This is a genomic window from Escherichia sp. MOD1-EC6842, from assembly GCF_002965705.1.
In the GTDB taxonomy this organism is placed as follows: domain Bacteria; phylum Pseudomonadota; class Gammaproteobacteria; order Enterobacterales; family Enterobacteriaceae; genus Escherichia; species Escherichia ruysiae.
Genome location: NZ_PTRF01000004.1, coordinates 233,610 through 252,388 on the forward strand (window position 1 = coordinate 233,610; position 18,779 = coordinate 252,388).

General features: G+C 40.6%; 18 protein-coding genes. All 18 read left to right on the forward strand.

Annotated features, from left to right (window positions below):
- The first annotated feature begins 158 nt into the window (after nucleotides 1–158).
- The 18 genes from wcaK (at nucleotide 159) to A7Z29_RS07005 (ending at nucleotide 18,778) form a co-directional block, all read left to right on the forward strand.
- Nucleotides 159–1,439 carry a colanic acid biosynthesis pyruvyl transferase WcaK gene (gene wcaK / locus A7Z29_RS06920; RefSeq protein ID WP_105289994.1) on the forward strand — a complete coding sequence of 427 codons (1,281 nt, stop codon included), beginning with the start codon at nucleotides 159–161 and terminating at the stop codon, nucleotides 1,437–1,439.
- Nucleotides 1,436–2,656, forward strand: a complete 1,221-nt coding sequence (gene wcaL, locus A7Z29_RS06925) for a colanic acid biosynthesis glycosyltransferase WcaL (protein ID WP_105289995.1) — start codon at nucleotides 1,436–1,438, stop codon at nucleotides 2,654–2,656. The genes wcaK and wcaL overlap by 4 nt, the downstream gene beginning before the upstream one ends.
- 10 nt (nucleotides 2,657–2,666) lie before the next feature.
- Nucleotides 2,667–4,061, forward strand: coding sequence for a colanic acid biosynthesis protein WcaM (gene wcaM / locus A7Z29_RS06930; RefSeq protein WP_000008753.1), 1,395 nt, complete (start codon nucleotides 2,667–2,669; stop codon nucleotides 4,059–4,061).
- Between the two features lie 174 nt (nucleotides 4,062–4,235).
- A complete protein-coding gene (gene galF / locus A7Z29_RS06935; RefSeq protein WP_105289996.1) occupies nucleotides 4,236–5,129 on the forward strand; it encodes a UTP--glucose-1-phosphate uridylyltransferase GalF in 894 nt (297 codons plus the stop codon).
- Nucleotides 5,130–5,501: 372 nt separating this feature from the next.
- On the forward strand, nucleotides 5,502–6,587 hold the full coding sequence (gene rfbB / locus A7Z29_RS06940) for a dTDP-glucose 4,6-dehydratase (protein WP_105289997.1): 1,086 nt from the start codon (nucleotides 5,502–5,504) through the stop codon (nucleotides 6,585–6,587).
- Nucleotides 6,587–7,486 carry a dTDP-4-dehydrorhamnose reductase gene (gene rfbD, locus A7Z29_RS06945; RefSeq protein WP_085460855.1) on the forward strand — a complete coding sequence of 300 codons (900 nt, stop codon included), beginning with the start codon at nucleotides 6,587–6,589 and terminating at the stop codon, nucleotides 7,484–7,486. The genes rfbB and rfbD overlap by 1 nt, the downstream gene beginning before the upstream one ends.
- A gap of 59 nt (nucleotides 7,487–7,545) precedes the next feature.
- Nucleotides 7,546–8,424: a glucose-1-phosphate thymidylyltransferase RfbA gene (gene rfbA / locus A7Z29_RS06950; RefSeq protein WP_105289998.1), complete on the forward strand. Its 879-nt coding sequence runs from the start codon at nucleotides 7,546–7,548 to the stop codon at nucleotides 8,422–8,424.
- Between the two features lie 4 nt (nucleotides 8,425–8,428).
- On the forward strand, nucleotides 8,429–8,971 hold the full coding sequence (rfbC, locus tag A7Z29_RS06955; protein ID WP_105289999.1) for a dTDP-4-dehydrorhamnose 3,5-epimerase: 543 nt from the start codon (nucleotides 8,429–8,431) through the stop codon (nucleotides 8,969–8,971).
- Between the two features lie 15 nt (nucleotides 8,972–8,986).
- Nucleotides 8,987–10,231: a flippase gene (locus tag A7Z29_RS06960; protein WP_000023341.1), complete on the forward strand. Its 1,245-nt coding sequence runs from the start codon at nucleotides 8,987–8,989 to the stop codon at nucleotides 10,229–10,231.
- The gene (locus A7Z29_RS06965; RefSeq protein WP_105290000.1) at nucleotides 10,228–10,938 is read left to right on the forward strand and encodes a hypothetical protein; all 711 of its coding nucleotides are present in this window, start codon (nucleotides 10,228–10,230) and stop codon (nucleotides 10,936–10,938) included. Before A7Z29_RS06960 ends, A7Z29_RS06965 begins: the two co-directional genes overlap by 4 nt.
- Nucleotides 10,939–10,944: 6 nt before the next feature.
- A complete protein-coding gene (locus tag A7Z29_RS06970) occupies nucleotides 10,945–11,754 on the forward strand; it encodes a glycosyltransferase family 2 protein (RefSeq protein WP_105290029.1) in 810 nt (269 codons plus the stop codon).
- 8 nt (nucleotides 11,755–11,762) lie between these two features.
- Nucleotides 11,763–13,019: an O-antigen polymerase gene (locus A7Z29_RS06975; RefSeq protein ID WP_000234807.1), complete on the forward strand. Its 1,257-nt coding sequence runs from the start codon at nucleotides 11,763–11,765 to the stop codon at nucleotides 13,017–13,019.
- Nucleotides 13,019–14,044: a glycosyltransferase family 4 protein gene (locus A7Z29_RS06980; RefSeq protein ID WP_105290001.1), complete on the forward strand. Its 1,026-nt coding sequence runs from the start codon at nucleotides 13,019–13,021 to the stop codon at nucleotides 14,042–14,044. Before A7Z29_RS06975 ends, A7Z29_RS06980 begins: the two co-directional genes overlap by 1 nt.
- An 18-nt stretch (nucleotides 14,045–14,062) precedes the next feature.
- Nucleotides 14,063–15,187, forward strand: a complete 1,125-nt coding sequence (gene gmd / locus A7Z29_RS06985; RefSeq protein WP_024165189.1) for a GDP-mannose 4,6-dehydratase — start codon at nucleotides 14,063–14,065, stop codon at nucleotides 15,185–15,187.
- Between the two features lie 3 nt (nucleotides 15,188–15,190).
- Nucleotides 15,191–16,156 (forward strand): GDP-L-fucose synthase, encoded by a 966-nt coding sequence (fcl, locus tag A7Z29_RS06990; RefSeq protein ID WP_105290002.1) that lies wholly within the window; start codon nucleotides 15,191–15,193, stop codon nucleotides 16,154–16,156.
- Between the two features lie 2 nt (nucleotides 16,157–16,158).
- Complete coding sequence (locus tag A7Z29_RS06995; RefSeq protein WP_105290003.1) at nucleotides 16,159–16,620, forward strand: GDP-mannose mannosyl hydrolase; 462 nt, start codon at nucleotides 16,159–16,161, stop codon at nucleotides 16,618–16,620.
- A 5-nt stretch (nucleotides 16,621–16,625) separates the two neighbouring features.
- Nucleotides 16,626–18,032, forward strand: a complete 1,407-nt coding sequence (locus A7Z29_RS07000; RefSeq protein WP_105290004.1) for a mannose-1-phosphate guanylyltransferase/mannose-6-phosphate isomerase — start codon at nucleotides 16,626–16,628, stop codon at nucleotides 18,030–18,032.
- Nucleotides 18,032–18,778 (forward strand): glycosyltransferase family 2 protein, encoded by a 747-nt coding sequence (locus A7Z29_RS07005; RefSeq protein ID WP_001222850.1) that lies wholly within the window; start codon nucleotides 18,032–18,034, stop codon nucleotides 18,776–18,778. Before A7Z29_RS07000 ends, A7Z29_RS07005 begins: the two co-directional genes overlap by 1 nt.
- The last annotated feature ends 1 nt before the right edge of the window (nucleotide 18,779 follow it).

Consider the following 18,779-nt stretch of genomic DNA (forward strand, 5'->3'; position numbering starts at 1 on the left):
CAATGGTTGCCGGATGCGGCGTGAACGCCTTATCTGGCCTACGGTTCAGGAACTCGGTTTTGTAGGCCTGATAAGACGCGTTAGCGTCGCATCAGGCAAAAAGCAGTAATGAAAACAACAAATACAGCCTCACCTGGCATCAAATTTATGAGGAAAAAATGAAATTACTTATTCTTGGCAACCATACTTGTGGCAATCGCGGCGACAGTGCCATCCTGCGCGGCTTACTTGATGCCATCAACATCCTCAATCCACACGCCGAAGTGGACGTGATGAGTCGTTATCCGGTCAGTTCTTCCTGGCTGCTTAATCGCCCAGTGATGGGCGATCCGCTGTTCCTGCAAATGAAACAACACAACAGCGCAGCGGGCGTTGTCGGGCGCGTTAAAAAAGTCCTCCGTCGCCGCTACCAGCATCAGGTATTGCTCTCACGCGTCACCGACACTGGCAAGTTGCGTAATATCGCCATCGCCCAGGGATTCACTGACTTCGTGCGCCTGCTGTCAGGTTACGACGCCATTATTCAGGTCGGCGGATCGTTTTTTGTCGATCTCTATGGCGTGCCGCAGTTTGAGCACGCGCTTTGCACATTTATGGCGAAAAAGCCGCTGTTTATGATTGGTCACAGTGTTGGCCCCTTCCAGAATGAGCAATTTAACCAACTGGCGAACTACGTTTTTGGTCACTGCGACGCGCTGATCCTGCGCGAATCGGTCAGCCTTGATTTGATGAAACGCAGTAATATCACTACCGTAAAAGTGGAACATGGCGTTGATACCGCGTGGCTGGTCGATCACCACACCGAAGATTTCACCGCCAGCTATGCCGTCCAACACTGGCTGGACGTTGCCGCACAACAGAAAGCGGTGGCAATTACCCTGCGCGAACTGGCACCGTTCGACAAACGTCTCGGCACCACTCAACAAGCGTATGAAAAAGCCTTTGCCGGGGTGGTCAATCGCATTCTCGACGAAGGCTATCAGGTGATTGCGCTCTCCACCTGCACGGGCATCGATAGCTATAACAAAGACGACCGTATGGTGGCGCTCAATCTGCGCCAGTACATCAGCGATCCTGCCCGTTACCACGTAGTGATGGATGAACTTAACGATCTGGAAATGGGCAAAATTCTGGGAGCCTGTGAACTCACCGTCGGTACGCGCCTGCACTCTGCCATTATCTCGATGAACTTTGCCACTCCGGCAATTGCCATCAACTACGAACATAAATCCGCCGGGATTATGCAGCAGTTGGGACTGCCAGAGATGGCAATTGATATCCGTCATTTATTAGACGGCAGCCTGCAAGCGATGGTTGCGGATACCTTAGGCCAGCTTCCGGCGCTGAACGCACGACTTAACGAAGCCGTCAGTCGCGAACGTCAGACGGGAATGCAGATGGTGCAGTCAGTGCTGGAACGCATCGGGGAGGTGAAATGAAGGTCGGCTTCTTTTTACTGAAATTTCCGCTGTCGTCGGAAACCTTCGTCCTCAACCAAATTACCGCGTTTATTGATATGGGCTTTGAGGTGGAGATTGTCGCGCTACAAAAAGGTGACACCCAGAATACCCACGCGGCATGGACGAAATATAACCTTGCCGCCAGAACCCGCTGGTTGCAGGACGAACCACAAGGCAAAGTAGCGAAACTGCGCCACCGTGCCAGCCAGACCTTACGCGGCATTCATCGTAAAAATACCTGGCAGGCGCTTAACCTCAAACGCTATGGTGCCGAGTCGCGGAACCTGATTTTGTCTGCCATTTGCGGCCAGGTCGCAACACCGTTTCATGCCGATGTGTTCATCGCTCATTTTGGCCCTGCGGGGGTAACCGCAGCAAAATTACGCGAACTGGGTGTCATTCGCGGCAAAATCGCTACCATTTTCCATGGTATTGATATCTCCAGTCGGGAAGTGCTCAATCATTACACTCCCGAATATCAACAACTGTTTCGCCGTGGCGACCTGATGTTGCCAATAAGCGATCTGTGGGCAGGGAGATTGCAAAAGATGGGCTGCCCGACGGAAAAAATCGCTGTATCGCGCATGGGGGTGGACATGAATCGCTTTAGCCCTCGTCCGGTTAAAATGCCAGGAACACCGCTAGAGATTATTTCCGTTGCTCGTTTAACCGAGAAAAAAGGCCTGCATGTGGCGATCGAAGCCTGCCGTCAGCTCAAAGAGCAGGGCGTGGCATTTCGCTATCGCATTCTCGGCATCGGCCCGTGGGAGCGGCGTTTACGCACGCTCATCGAACAGTATCAACTGGAAGATGTGGTGGAGATGCCAGGCTTTAAACCGAGCCACGAAGTTAAGGCGATGCTCGACGACGCGGATGTCTTTCTGCTGCCTTCAGTCACGGGCGCGGATGGCGATATGGAAGGGATACCCGTGGCATTGATGGAAGCGATGGCGGTCGGCATTCCGGTCGTTTCTACTCTGCATAGCGGCATTCCGGAACTGGTGGAGGCCGATAAATCGGGTTGGCTGGTGCCTGAGAACGATGCTCGCGCACTGGCGCAACGGCTGGCGGCGTTTAGCCAACTGGATACCGACGAACTGGCTCCGGTTGTCAAACGTGCTCGCGAAAAAGTCGAAAATGATTTTAACCAGCAGGTGATCAATCGAGAGTTAGCCAGCTTGCTGCAAGCTTTATAGAGGAGAACGCATGTCATTTAAAACAATCTCCCGACGCACCTTCCTGACGGCAAGCTCCGCGCTTGCCTGCCTCCATACCCCTTTCGCCCGTGCACTTCCCGCCCGACAAAGCGTAAATATCAACGACTACAATCCACACGACTGGATCGCCTCATTTAAACAAGCCTTTAGCGAAGGGCAAACGGTCATCGTGCCTGCCGGATTTGTTTGCGACAACATCAACACCGGCATCTTCATCCCTCCTGGCAAAACCTTACACATTCTCGGTAGCCTGCGCGGCAACGGCAGAGGGCGATTTGTCTTACAGGACGGCAGCCAGGTGACAGGGGAGGAGGGCGGCAGTATGCATAACATCACACTGGATGTGCGTGGCTCTGACTGCACCATCAAAGGGCTGGCGATGAGCGGATTTGGCCCGGTAACGCAGATTTATATCGGCGGCAAAAATAAACGGGTTATGCGCAACCTGACCATCGATAACCTGACCGTGAGCCATGCTAATTACGCCATCTTACGCCAGGGATTTCATAACCAGATTATCGGTGCCAACATCACCAATTGTAAGTTCAGCGACTTACAGGGCGACGCCATCGAATGGAACGTGGCAATCAACGACCGCGATATTTTAATTTCCGACCACGTAATAGAACGTATCAACTGTACTAATGGCAAAATCAACTGGGGCATCGGCATAGGCCTTGCGGGAAGTACCTACGATAATAACTATCCAGAAGACCAGGCGGTGAAAAACTTTGTCGTGGCGAATATTACAGGATCGGATTGTCGACAGCTGATTCATGTTGAAAATGGTAAACATTTCATTATCCGTAATATCAAAGCGCGCAATATTACGCCTGATTTCAGCAAGAAAGCCGGTATTGATAACGCCACTGTAGCGATATATGGATGTGATAACTTTGTTATTGACAATATAGAAATGGTTAATAGTGCCGGGATGTTAATCGGCTACGGCGTCATTAAAGGCAGGTATCTCTCCATACCGCAAAACTTCAGACTGAATAATATTCACCTTGATAATACTGACCTTGCCAGGAAATTGCGCGGGATACAAATTTCAGCAGGTAACGCTGTCTCCTTTGTTGCACTGACCAATATTGAGATGAAACGTGCTTCTCTGGAGCTACACAACAAACCGCAGCACCTTTTTATGCGTAATATCAATGTGATGCAAGAATCTTCGGTTGGCCCGGCATTGACCATGAACTTTGACTTGCGTAAGGATGTCCGTGGGACATTTATGGCAAAGAACGAGACGCTACTGTCACTGGTAAATGTTCATGTGGTGAATGAAAAAGGACAAAGCTCTGTCGATATCGACAGGATTAATCACCATATCGTTAATGTGGAAAAGATAAACTTCAGGCTACCGAAACGGGAACGATAGATTTGCGACCATTCCTGGAAAAATGGCACCATACTTAAGAATAACGCTACTGCAATCCTGGACAAAGCGGCGTAACATCGGAAGGAAATCAGTAATCAATTCAGGGTAATTGATGCTGGCGAAAAAAATCGAACAAGCTATAATTCAGCAACCATTTTACAGGTGGATGAAATAATGACGAATTTAAAAGCAGTTATTCCTGTAGCGGGTCTTGGGATGCATATGTTGCCTGCCACTAAGGCGATTCCTAAAGAGATGCTACCCATCGTCGATAAGCCAATGATTCAGTACATTGTTGACGAGATTGTGGCTGCAGGAATCAAAGAAATCCTCCTGGTAACTCATGCGTCTAAAAACGCGGTCGAAAACCACTTCGACACCTCTTATGAATTAGAATCTCTCCTTGAGCTGCGCGTGAAGCGACAGCTGCTGGCAGAAGTGCAGTCCATCTGCCCACCGGGTGTGACCATCATGAACGTGCGTCAGGGCGAACCATTAGGTTTAGGCCACTCCATTTTGTGTGCCCGGCCGGCTATTGGTGATGATCCATTTGTCGTCGTACTACCCGATGTGGTTATTGATGATGCCAGCGCCGATCCGTTGCGTTACAACCTTGCAGCAATGATTGCGCGCTTCAATGAAACTGGCCGCAGCCAGGTATTGGCAAAACGTATGCCGGGTGACCTCTCTGAATACTCCGTCATCCAGACTAAAGAGCCGCTGGATCGCGAAGGTAAAGTCAGCCGCATCGTTGAATTTATCGAAAAACCCGATCAGCCGCAGACGCTGGACTCAGACATTATGGCCGTAGGTCGTTATGTGCTTTCTGCCGATATTTGGCCTGAACTAGAGCGCACTCAGCCTGGTGCATGGGGACGTATTCAGCTAACAGATGCCATTGCTGAACTGGCGAAAAAACAGTCCGTTGACGCAATGCTGATGACTGGTGACAGTTACGATTGTGGTAAGAAAATGGGCTATATGCAGGCGTTTGTAAAATATGGGCTGCGCAACCTGAAAGAAGGGGCGAAGTTCCGCAAAGGTATTGAGAAGTTGTTAAGCGAATAACGAAAATCTGACAGGAAGTGTCGGTCAGTAAGAAATTAAAAACGGCAGTGAAGATTCATAGCATAAGTTTTGCGCATTGAATTTTCCTGCCGTTGTTTTTTTATGAATTCCAATAATAACAATGAGTTAGCAAGCAGCTTCGCGTCAAACTTTTCCAGGATTTTCCTTGTTTCTATGGCTGTTTGGTAAGACAATTAGCGTTTGAATTTTTTGGATTTGGCACGAGCGAGTTAGGTTCGTCATATCGTAGTCATGCACGCAGTGCTCTGGTAGCTGTTAAGCCAGGGGCGGTAGCGTGCACTAATGCCTCTATTAATCAATTCTGGAGCAGTCTATTTCACAGCATGCTCTATAGCTATATGGAATAAAAAAGTGAAGATACTTGTAACTGGTGGCGCAGGGTTTATTGGCTCTGCTGTAGTTCGTCACATTATAAATAATACGCAGGACAGTGTTGTTAATGTCGATAAATTGACTTACGCCGGAAACCTGGAATCGCTCGCTGAAGTTTCTGATTCTGAACGTTATTCATTTGAGCATGCAGATATCTGCGATGCCGTAGCTATGGCGCGTATTTTCGCACAGCACCAGCCAGACGCGGTGATGCACCTGGCGGCAGAGAGCCACGTTGACCGTTCAATAACTGGCCCTGCGGCATTTATTGAAACCAATATTGTGGGTACTTATGTTCTTTTAGAAGCAGCGCGCAATTACTGGTCTGCTCTGAATGATGAAAAGAAAAAAAGTTTCCGCTTTCATCATATTTCTACTGATGAAGTGTATGGTGATTTACCCCATCCGGATGAAGTAAATAATAACGAAGCGTTACCGCTATTTACGGAAACGACAGCCTACGCGCCAAGTAGCCCGTATTCTGCTTCTAAAGCTTCCAGCGATCATTTGGTACGCGCATGGAAGCGGACTTATGGTTTACCGACCATTGTGACTAATTGCTCTAACAATTATGGTCCTTATCATTTCCCGGAAAAACTTATTCCATTGGTTATTCTGAATGCTCTGGAAGGTAAGGCATTACCTATTTATGGCAATGGGGATCAAATTCGCGACTGGTTGTATGTAGAGGATCATGCTCGTGCGTTATATACCGTCGTAACCGAAGGTAAAGCGGGTGAAACGTATAACATTGGTGGACACAACGAAAAGAAAAACATCGATGTAGTGCTCACAATTTGTGATTTGCTGGATGAGATTGTACCGAAAGAGAAATCTTATCGTGAGCAAATTACTTATGTTGCCGATCGCCCAGGGCATGATCGCCGTTATGCAATTGATGCCGATAAAATTAGCCGCGAATTGGGCTGGAAACCGCAAGAAACGTTTGAGAGCGGTATTCGTAAAACGGTGGAATGGTATCTGGCTAATACAAATTGGGTTGAGAATGTGAAAAGCGGTGCTTATCAGTCGTGGATTGAACAAAACTATGAGGGCCGCCAGTAATGAATATCCTGCTTTTCGGCAAAACAGGGCAGGTGGGTTGGGAACTGCAACGTGCTCTGGCACCGCTGGGTAATCTGATTGCTCTTGATGTTCACTCCACTGATTATTGTGGCGATTTCAGCAACCCCGAAGGTGTGGCTGAAACTGTCAAAAAAATTCGCCCTGATGTTATTGTTAATGCGGCTGCTCACACTGCAGTAGACAAAGCGGAATCAGAACCGGATTTCGCACAATTACTTAACGCGACAAGCGTCGAAGCGATTGCAAAAGCAGCTAATGAAGTCGGAGCCTGGGTTATACACTACTCCACTGATTATGTTTTCCCAGGCAACGGTGACACGCCATGGCTGGAAACGGATGCAACAGCACCGCTAAATGTCTACGGTGAAACCAAGCTAGCTGGGGAAAAAGCGTTACAAGAACATTGCGCAAAGCATCTTATTTTCCGTACCAGCTGGGTATACGCTGGTAAAGGAAATAACTTTGCCAAAACGATGTTGCGTCTGGCAAAAGAACGCGAAGAGTTGGCTGTAATAAACGATCAATTCGGCGCACCAACGGGTGCTGAATTACTGGCTGATTGCACCGCTCATGCCATTCGCGTAGCAGTAAACAAACCAGAAGTTGCTGGTTTGTACCATCTGGTTGCTGGCGGTACAACAACCTGGCACGATTACGCCGCTCTGGTATTTGAAGAAGCGCGCAAAGCAGGGATCAGCCTTGCTCTTAACAAACTCAACGCCGTGCCAACAACGGCCTATCCCACACCAGCCCGTCGTCCCCATAACTCTCGCCTCAATACAGAAAAGTTTCAGCAGAACTTTGCGCTTGTCTTGCCTGACTGGCAGGTGGGCGTGAAACGTATGCTCAACGAATTATTTACGACTACGGCAATTTAACAAATTTTTGCATCTCGCATCATGATGCCAGAGCGGGATGAATTAAAAGGAATGGTGAAATGAAAACGCGTAAAGGTATTATTCTGGCTGGTGGTTCCGGCACTCGTCTTTATCCTGTGACGATGGCAGTAAGTAAACAACTGCTGCCGATTTATGATAAACCGATGATTTATTATCCGCTTTCAACACTTATGTTGGCGGGTATTCGCGATATTCTTATTATCAGTACGCCACAGGATACGCCGCGTTTCCAACAATTGTTGGGGGACGGGAGCCAGTGGGGGCTTAATCTACAATATAAAGTACAACCGAGTCCGGATGGCCTGGCGCAAGCGTTTATCATTGGTGAAGACTTTATTGGTGGTGATGATTGTGCACTCGTGCTTGGCGATAATATCTTCTATGGACACGACTTACCGAAATTAATGGAAGCTGCTGTTAACAAAGAAAGCGGTGCAACGGTATTTGCTTATCACGTTAATGATCCTGAACGTTATGGTGTCGTGGAGTTTGATAATAACGGTACGGCAATTAGTCTTGAAGAAAAACCATTAGAGCCAAAAAGCAATTATGCTGTAACCGGACTTTATTTCTATGACAATGACGTTGTAGAAATGGCGAAAAACCTTAAACCATCTGCGCGTGGTGAACTGGAAATTACCGATATTAACCGCGTTTATATGGAACAAGGACGTTTGTCTGTTGCTATGATGGGGCGTGGCTATGCGTGGCTGGATACAGGGACGCATCAAAGCCTTATTGAAGCAAGTAACTTCATTGCAACGATTGAAGAGCGTCAAGGGTTGAAAGTTTCTTGCCCGGAAGAAATTGCTTATCGTAAAGGATTTATTGATGCAGAGCAGGTGAAGATATTGGCCGAGCCGCTAAAGAAAAATGCTTATGGTCAGTATCTGCTAAAAATGATTAAGGGTTATTAATAAAATGAACGTAATTAAAACAGAAATTCCTGATGTGCTAATTTTTGAACCAAAAGTATTTGGTGATGAGCGTGGTTTCTTTTTTGAGAGTTTTAACCAGAAAGTATTTGAAGAAGCTGTAGGACGGAAGGTTGAATTTGTTCAGGATAACCATTCTAAATCCAGCAAAGGCGTATTACGCGGGCTTCATTACCAGCTTGAACCTTATGCCCAAGGAAAACTGGTACGCTGTGTTGTCGGTGAAGTTTTTGATGTTGCGGTTGATATTCGCAAATCGTCACCTACGTTTGGCAAGTGGGTTGGTGTGAATTTATCTGCTGAGAATAAGCGCCAGTTGTGGATCCCTGAGGGGTTTGCTCATGGGTTTTATTCAAAAGAAGAAGGAACAGAAATATTGTATAAAACAAATAATTTTTACTCAAAAAATCATGAGAGATGTATTATGTGGAATGATGTTGTATTAAACATAGATTGGCAATTAGATAACGAACCTCTTTTGTCACCAAAGGATTGTTTGGGTACTCCATTTATAAAAATTGATTATTAATAAAAGACATTAATAATGAGCATTAAAATAAATAGTTTAATAAATTTGGCTGGATATGCAATCCCAACTTTATTGTCAATACCTGCGATGGGTTATTTGGCAAGGGCTTTGGGAATAACAGACTTTGGCTTTTTTTTAATGTTTTTTACAATAGTAGGATACGCTAGCATATTTGACCTTGGGCTTTCGCGAGCAGTTGTGCGCGAGATATCATTAAATAAAAATGATATAAAAGCAACTAGTCAAGTAATCACAACATCAGTATTTTTAACTATATTTATTGGGATTGTTGTTTCCGTTATTTTCTATTACAGTGATCATAAAATAGCATCCTTAATTAGTGGACCTGAACAAACTGAGAATGTAGCATACGCTATAGGTGTTTTATCTTATTGTCTACCGTTCTACCTTCTGAATTTGGTTTGTTGGGGGATATTAGAGGGATATGAAAAATTCAAATTATTAAATATACAAAAAACAATCACAGGTATTTTAACTGCAATACTACCTATTATTCTTATTCATGAAAATATTAGTTTGCTTAATGCTACTTGGGGGCTGGTCATTGCGAGAATAACTGGAGCTCTTTTAAGTGTGTTATTTGTTTTTAGAAATAACAAAGTCACAATGGATCTTAGTTTAAATAAGACAAAAGCACTATTAAGTTTTGGCGGATGGGCAAGTATTAGTAGTATAATTAACCCATTGCTTACAAATATTGACCGGTTTATATTGTCAAATGCAGTTGGTCCTGCTAAAGCATCGTTATATATTGCCCCTGCAGATGCGATATCAAAGTTACTTATATTGCCAACAACAATCGCAAGGACAATTTTTCCTGCACTATGTAAGAATAATACAAAAGGTGAGAGAAAAAAAATAATAAAAGAGGCTACACTATTAATTGGTGTAAGTAGCATAATTATAGCTATTATATTTTCTTTTAAAGCTGGTGATATCATAACTTTATGGCTTGGGAAACAATATAGCACAGAGAGTCCTTATATATTTCAAATATTATTGATAGGTTTTGTATTCAATTCTTTTGCTCAGGTTCCGTTTGCTCAAATCCAATCGAAAGGATATGCAAAAATTACGGGGGTCATTCATCTTATTGAATGTATTCCATACTTGCTAGTTTTATATTTCTCGATTATGTATTTTTCTGTTGCCGGTGTTGCTTATGCTTGGAGCGCAAGAGTTACCGTCGATTATTTTATTTTAATGCTTATTTCGTTGAGGCTGGAAAAGAAAAAATGAAAATCCCGGTATTAGTGACTTCTTGTATATCACCTAATGCTCCGCTTACAAATCTTTCTGATGAAAATGCAAGATTATCACTTACATTGAAGGCGATAAGGGAGTTGTCAAAAAATGCAGATTCACTCGTAATATGTGATGGTAGTGATTATGATCTAACTAAAGATATCTATAATGATAAAGAAATAATTAATAAGGATTCAATCGAAATATTACATTTTAAAAACGATGTGGAGAGTGTTAAATCTTATGGCAAAGGTTACGGAGAAGGTGAGATAGTTGAATATGCATTAATGAATAGCCACTATTTATCTGGGGCAGAACATTTCGCAAAAATCACCTCAAAACTATATGTTGATAATTATAGGCAATGCATAAAAGCGTTCAATGGAAAGGCTTTTTTTATTCCAGTGCCTTTTTTGAAGGAGAATATGATTGACACAAGGTTTTATGTGGTAAATAAAAAATTATATCATGACTTCTTTGCTGATTCTTATAAAAATGTTCGAGACCTTGATGGGATTTATTTAGAACATGTTTTTTTTGAACAGATTGAAAAAAATAAATTAACAGGAGTTATTGGAACAATAATACCAAAAATAAGAGGTTTTTCTGGCACATTTAATATCGAGTATTGTACTGATAGTAAAGTTAAGAGCTTGATTAAAGAATTAAGGTTGAAATATATTGCTATGAAAAATAAGTGAGTGGAGATGAATAGCTTAAGGATCACTATAATAACATCAACGTACAATTGTGGATATGATTTTTGCAAGACAGCGGAATCTATTAAAAATCAAACTTATGATAATATCCAATGGATTGTAATTGATGGTAACTCTAATAAGTCAACACTAAAGCATATACAAAAATATACCGACATCATCGATTATTTTTTATGCGAGTCTGATCAAGGTATATACGACGCTTGGAATAAAGCTCTACCTCACATAACGGGCGATTGGGTTATTTTTATGGGTGCCGGCGATACCTTTTATGAAAATAATACGCTTATAAAAATAATCAATGCTATGCGTGAAAATGAGAATGCAACAACTATATATGGTGATGTGTATTTTGGTGAAAAAGATAACATAGTTGGGATTTATGGGGAAATAAAGAAAAAATGGGAATGTGGTCGACCCGCGCTCCCTCCTCATCAGGGGACTTTTCAGCACTCAAGTCTTTTTAAAGATAATGTTAATTGCTTTGATACAAAATTAAAAATAGCGGCTGATAGTGATTTTTTGATACGAACAATTGATCCGGATAAAATACATTATGTTAATTTTCCCGTATCAATTATGGATGCTTCAGGTATAAGTTCAAATGAGTCTAATAAAGAGTTGGTTAAGGAGGAAATCGCATATATTCTTGCTAAAAATAAAATTTCCATGCCTCTATCATACAAGGTGAAATTTATTTTTTATAATATCTTGCAGGATTTATTTAAAAAAATTGTTCCACAAATATTATATCAGAAAACAAAATCAATTAAGCGCAAATTATTCGGTCTAAGATAGGGGGGGGTGTGGTCATAATTTATTGTTTAAATATTACAATAGCTATAGTATTATATTTCTCTTTTTCTTTATTAGCTACGAAAACACTAAGGCTTAAAATTGCCAATCCATTTACAATTTATGCGATTATTTTATTTCCGGTTTTTTTATTAGAAAATATCTTAGCTCCTCTTTTTTATGGTGCGGATTTTGCTTTAAATGAATATTATAATGAAGCTTTATTTATATATAATATCTATTCTTTTACTGGTATTTTGTCTATAATTTTCTTTTATTTGGTGTTCAATACAGTATTTAAAAAAAGTGAAATTTCCTTCAACCATGTGATTTCAAAAGGTAAATTAAAAAGAATATCCAACATTACATTAATTCTATTTGTCGCTTTATTTGTTCTTCTTTCTTCAAAGTCAGAAATAGGTATTTCCGGATGGTTAATGAATCCAAGGGACGGTTATCAAAACTATCGAGAAGGTAATGGATTTTTATATGCTTTTTCTTTAAGTACGCTTTCAGCATCTTATTTTACTAGAGCGTTAGCTTTACGCTCAGAAATGAAATTATTTATATGTGCTATATTATATTGTGTCTTGGTGTTTTTTCTAGGCTCAAAAACTTTTATTCTTTCATTCGCGATTTTTTATCTTGCAGTGTTAAGCCTCAATCAATCTAAGTTTTTAAAATTTGGACTCATTTTAGTTACGCCTCTGGCAGCATGTGCCATTCTTTATAATTTGTTTTTAGCTATTGGTAATATGAATGTTGATGTCGTGTTGTCTTATTTTGATCAATATCAAAATAGTATTTATTTGCTTCAGGATCTTGATAAAGGCGTAGTTAAATTATTTAATGGTACAGTTTATTTCAGTCAATTTTGGTCTTATATACCGAGAAGTTTGTTTCCAGAGAAACCATTTGTGTATGGCTTCCTTCATGTAAATGAAATATATTATCCAGGTGCTGCGGAATCTGGTCATACTCCAGCCTTTTCAAAGGGGATGGATAATTTTGTTGATTATGGATATGTAGGGTTGGTAATTTTAACATTCCTGACACCTATGAATATATTTTATGGCTATATTTTTGCTAAACTCAAAGTTTTCAATAAAAACGTAATGACAAACTCTGCTTCGTATCTGCTACTTTCTTTAATTCTTATTTCACCTTCATTTGGCACGTATTTTACTGGGCCTGCATATGTGTTGTTACTAATCTTCTTTATGATATTGTTCGTTCTAATCGAACGTATTACCTTACGGGGGCGATAATGGTAACTATTGATGGAATTATTTATAACCTCCAATCATTTGGTGGAATAAGTGTATATTTTAATGAGTTGATCCAGGGAATGGCGAAGTCAAACTACCAGGCTGAAATTTTGTTGTATAAAAATAAAGAGTTTGAGTTCGATACAAATAACTTAAAGTTACAATATCGTACACCAAGAGTTTTAGAAAGATATAAAAATGTTTCTGATGTTAAAGGTGGCGTTTTTCACTCAAGTTATTATCGAGTACATAAAAATCCTTATTTAAATGTAAAAAATGTTACAACTGTTCATGATTTCACATATGAAAAATATAGAGGAGGAATGTCAAAATTCATTCATACACTTCAAAAATATCATGCTATCAAAAATAGTGATATCGTAATTTGTATTTCAAACAACACAGCCAGGGATTTACTCAAGTACTGCCCAATTAGTGAAGACAAAATTAGAGTGATTTATAATGGTGTATCTTCATCATATAAACATCTATCCAACCTATTGGATATAAGAGTCAATAACTCAGTCTTATTTGTCGGTGCTAGAGAAGGTTATAAAAATTTTGTTCTTGCAGTTAAAGCTGTGGGAAAGTTACATGACTTAAAGCTTACGATAGTAGGTGGAGGAGCACTTAAAAAATATGAAAAAGAACTCCTTGAGAAATATTTGAAAAATAGATATGAACATTTTTCTTTTTTGAGTAATGAAGATTTAAATATACAATATAATACTGCATATGCTCTTGTTTATCCCTCCAGTTATGAGGGCTTTGGAATACCTGTCATAGAAGCTATGCAGGCCGGATGTCCAGTTATTTGTGCGAATACATCTTCATTGCCAGAAGTAGGGGGAGATGCGCCTATTTATATTGATGATATTAATGAGTTCACTTTAAAAGAAGCTTTAGAATTAGTTAATTTAAAAAGAAATGATATGGTCGAAAGAGGTTTACTTCAGGCGCGAAAATTTTCATGGTCAAAATGTGTTAACGAAACAATTAATGTTTATAACGAATTAAATATTTAGGAATATAAGATGATTAAAATGAAGAAAAAAGTTGCATTTATCACTGGCGTAACTGGGCAAGATGGTTCATATCTTGCCGAATTTCTCATTGAAAAAGGTTATGAAGTACATGGTATAAAACGGCGAGCATCGTCATTTAACACTGATAGAATTGATCATATTTATCAATCCCGATTCGTAGATGAGCCTAATTTTATATTACATTATGGAGATTTAACCGATACTTCAAATCTGATCCGTTTAATTCAGGAGATTCAACCAGATGAAATTTATAACCTTGGTGCACAATCTCATGTAGCTGTGTCATTTGAGTCACCAGAATATACAGCAGATGTAGATGCAATAGGGACGTTACGATTATTGGAAGCAATACGAATCTGTGGGTTGGAGAAAAAAACACGTTTCTATCAAGCATCTACTTCAGAACTTTTTGGTTTAGTTCAAGAGATTCCTCAACGTGAAACTACTCCATTCTATCCGCGTTCGCCATACGCTGTAGCGAAAATGTATGCTTATTGGATAACAGTTAACTACCGTGAGTCTTATGGCATATATGCGTGTAATGGAATTCTTTTTAACCATGAATCGCCACGCCGTGGAGAAACATTTGTCACTCGTAAGATTACTCGTGCAATAGCTAATATTTCACAGGGGATCGAGCAATGCCTATATTTGGGTAATCTAGATTCGTTGCGTGACTGGGGACATGCTAAAGATTATGTTCGCATGCAATGGATGATGCTTCAGCAAGATCATCCAGAGGATTTCGTCATTGCCACAGGTAAACAGATTTCTGTGCGTGAATTTGTCCGTATGGCAGCTAAAGAAGTCGGTCTCGAACTTGAATTCTCTGGTGAAGGTGTGGATGAGATAGCTACAGTAGTAAATAAAATTTCCGATTGTGCTATTGGTGTAAATGTTGGGGATGTTATAGTTCGGGTTGATCCTCGTTATTTCCGTCCTGCTGAAGTTGAAACCCTCTTAGGTGATCCTGCAAAAGCAAAAAATATATTAGGATGGGAGCCAGAGATTACAGTTGAAGAGATGTGCGCGGAAATGGTTGCTAGCGATTTGTTAAAAGCAAAACAACATGCGCTTCTTAAAAGCCATGGCTATGATGTTTCGGTTTCTCTGGAGCGTTAATACATGATAAAGAAAAGAGTTTATGTCGCAGGACATCAAGGTATGGTGGGTTCTGCAATCTGTAGACAATTATCAGTACGTAATGATATTGAATTAATTGTTAAAACACATAAAGAACTCGATTTGACGATTCAGAAAGATGTTAAACATTTTTTTGAAGAGGAGTGTATTGATCAAGTTTATCTTGCCGCAGCAAAAGTCGGTGGGATCTATGCTAACAATACTTTTCCGGCAGAATTCATCTATCAGAATCTCATGATAGAGAGTAATATTATTCATTCAGCTCATAAAGTTGGAATTCAAAAATTACTATTCTTAGGTTCTAGCTGTATATATCCTAAGTTCGCAGATCAACCAATGAAAGAATCTGCGCTTTTAACAGGCATACTTGAACCAACAAATGAGCCGTATGCCATCGCAAAAATTGCGGGAATAAAATTATGTGAATCTTACAATCGGCAATATGGGCGTGATTATCGGAGCATAATGCCAACTAATTTGTATGGTATTAATGATAATTTTCATCCTGAAAATTCGCATGTTATTCCTGCCCTCATGCGTCGATTCCATGAGGCAAAAGAAAGCGGTGCACCAGAAGTTATTGTCTGGGGAACGGGAACTCCAATGCGTGAATTTTTATATGTTGATGATATGGCTGCAGCTTCGGTTTATGTTATGGAGCTTGAAGACAAAATTTATCAAGAACATACACAGCCAATGTTATCCCATATTAATGTAGGCACAGGTGTTGATTGTTCTATACGTGAAATGGCTGAAACAATGGCCTCTGTAGTTGGTTATCAAGGGAAAATTGTTTTTGATGCTACAAAACCAGATGGTACACCACGTAAATTAATGGACGTTACTCGCTTAAAAAATTTAGGTTGGGAATATCGCTATAATTTATATGAAGGTTTATCATTGACATATCAATGGTTTCTCGAAAATAAAAATACTTTCCGAGGCTAATTGTGACTAAGAGATTAGAATTTGAGTTATTTAAAACAATAGTTGAGCATACTCCTCTAATCTCGATTGATCTCATAATTAGAAATGATAAAGGTGAGGTGCTGCTTGGGCAGCGCCTTAATCGCCCTGCGAAAAATTATTGGTTTGTACCTGGTGGGCGAATTTTTAAGGATGAGTCATTCGAGATAGCTTTTAAAAGGATAACATTTGAAGAATTAGGCTACCAAATCACTCTTGAACAGGCGAATTTTCTTGGGGTGTATGAACATTTCTATAATGATAATGTTTCTGGGACCGATTTTTCTACTCACTACATAGTGCATGGATACGAAACCCAATTTAATCCTCAGCAAATTCGACTACCAACGGCCCAGCATAATTCCTACAAGTGGTTTGATGTAGAAGCCTTACTTCATAGCACTATTGTTCATCAGTATACCAAAAATTATTTTATTCCAAGGTAATAAATATGCTACTTCCCGTTGTCATGGCCGGTGGTTCTGGGACCAGATTATGGCCTCTCTCACGTACACTTTATCCGAAACAGTTCCTGTCCTTAAATAGCCGGTTAACTATGTTGCAAGAGACTTTGCGACGGCTTGAAAAGGTTGAACACACTCCTGCTTTGATTATTTGTAATGAATCACATCGTTTTATCGTTGCTGAACAATTGCGTAAAGTAGGTTTAAAGCATAGTGGAATTTTGCTTGAGCCTGTTGGACGGAACACTGCACCTGCCGTTGCGCTTGCGGCACTTCAGGCAACGGTAGCTGGAGAGGATCCTATACTCTTGGTTCTTGCAGCTGACCATGAAATTCAGAATGAAGAAAGTTTTATTGCAGCAGTTTTGGCTGCTAAGGATTTCGCGACGCAAGGTAAGTTGGTTACCTTTGGCATAGTTCCAACTGCTCCAGAGACAGGATATGGTTATATTAAGTCAGGTGATTCACTTGGTGGGCAAGGTTATAAAGTTGCAGCTTTTGTTGAAAAGCCAGGGCTAGAATTAGCTCAGCGGTATTTGTCAGATGGTGGCTATCTTTGGAATAGTGGAATGTTTATGTTCAGAGCATCTGTATTTATTGATGAACTGAAAAAATTCCGCCCAGATATTTTAGAGAGTTGCCAACAATCCTTAGCTTCCTCGACACAAGATTTAGATTTTATCCGCTTGGATAACTCTTCTTTTTCTTGCTGCCCTGAAGAGTCAATTGATTATGCCGTTATGGAAAAAACATCTGAAGCTGTCGTCGTTCCGTTAAATGCGCAATGGAGTGATGTTGGGTCATGGTCTGCGTTATGGGAAATAAGCTCAAAAGATCAAAGCGGTAATGCCATTCGTGGTGACGTACTGGTCGAAGATGCTACAGATAGTTATCTTTATTCGCAGCATAGACTTATTGGTGCAGTGGGCATAAAGGATTTGGTTGTCGTTGAAACGAAAGATGCTGTATTGGTTGCACATAAAGACAAAGTTCAGCAAGTTAAGAATATAGTTGCACAGCTTAAAAAGAATAATCGAACAGAATATTTACAGCATCGGGAAATTTTTCGTCCTTGGGGTAGTCATGATACTATTGCTGAAGGGGAACGATTCCAGGTAAAGCATGTGATTGTATTACCTGGACACATTACGGCTAAACAGATCCATTATCATCGTACTGAACATTGGGTGGTTGTATCGGGGACAGCTAAGGTTCATCTTGAGGATAAGACCTATCTTGTTTCAGAAAATGAATCAACATATATTCCTGTTGGCGTTCCACATTCAATTGAAAATCCTGGCAAGATCCCACTTGAAATAATTGAAGTTAGATCCGGTGTCTACCTGGAAGAGGATGATGTTATAAGAGTTTCTTCATCAGGGGTTGGATACTAATGAGGATTTCTATTATTACAGCAACCTATAATAGTGAAAAAACTCTGCTTGATACATTGCTCTCTCTGGAAAAACAAACGCATCCAGATATAGAGTATATAATTATAGATGGGGCCTCTAACGATAATACAATTGAGCTAATTAAAAGTAATTGTACAAGAGTTTCAAAAATCATTTGCGAGCCAGATAAAGGTATTTACGATGCGCTGAATAAAGGTATTCAGGTAGCTACTGGTGATGTTATTGGATTTTTACATTCTGATGACTTACTTGCTTATGATGATGTTATTGCAGATATAGCAAAAACATTTGAAAATTCGGGGTGTGATGCTGTTTATGGTGATCTGGAATACGTTTCTCAGAATGATACGGCTAAACGTATTAGATTATGGAAAAGTGGCACGTTTAGCCGTGTGAGAATGAAATTAGGTTGGATGCCACCTCATCCATCATTTTATATGAAACGTGAATGTTATAATAAATTTGGTGATTTTTCATTAGATTATCGGATTTCTGCTGATTATGACTCATTATTGCGTTATATTCTAAAACAACGAGTTTCGGTAGCTTATTTACCTAAAGTATTAGTGAAGATGCGTGTTGGCGGAATTAGCAATCGCTCAATATCTTCAATGGTTAATAAGTCAATGGAAGATATTCGTGTTATGAGGAATAATGGTATTATCTGGCCATTAGCCTTAGCGTATAAAAACCTTTCAAAACTCCCTCAATTTATTAAAAAGTAAT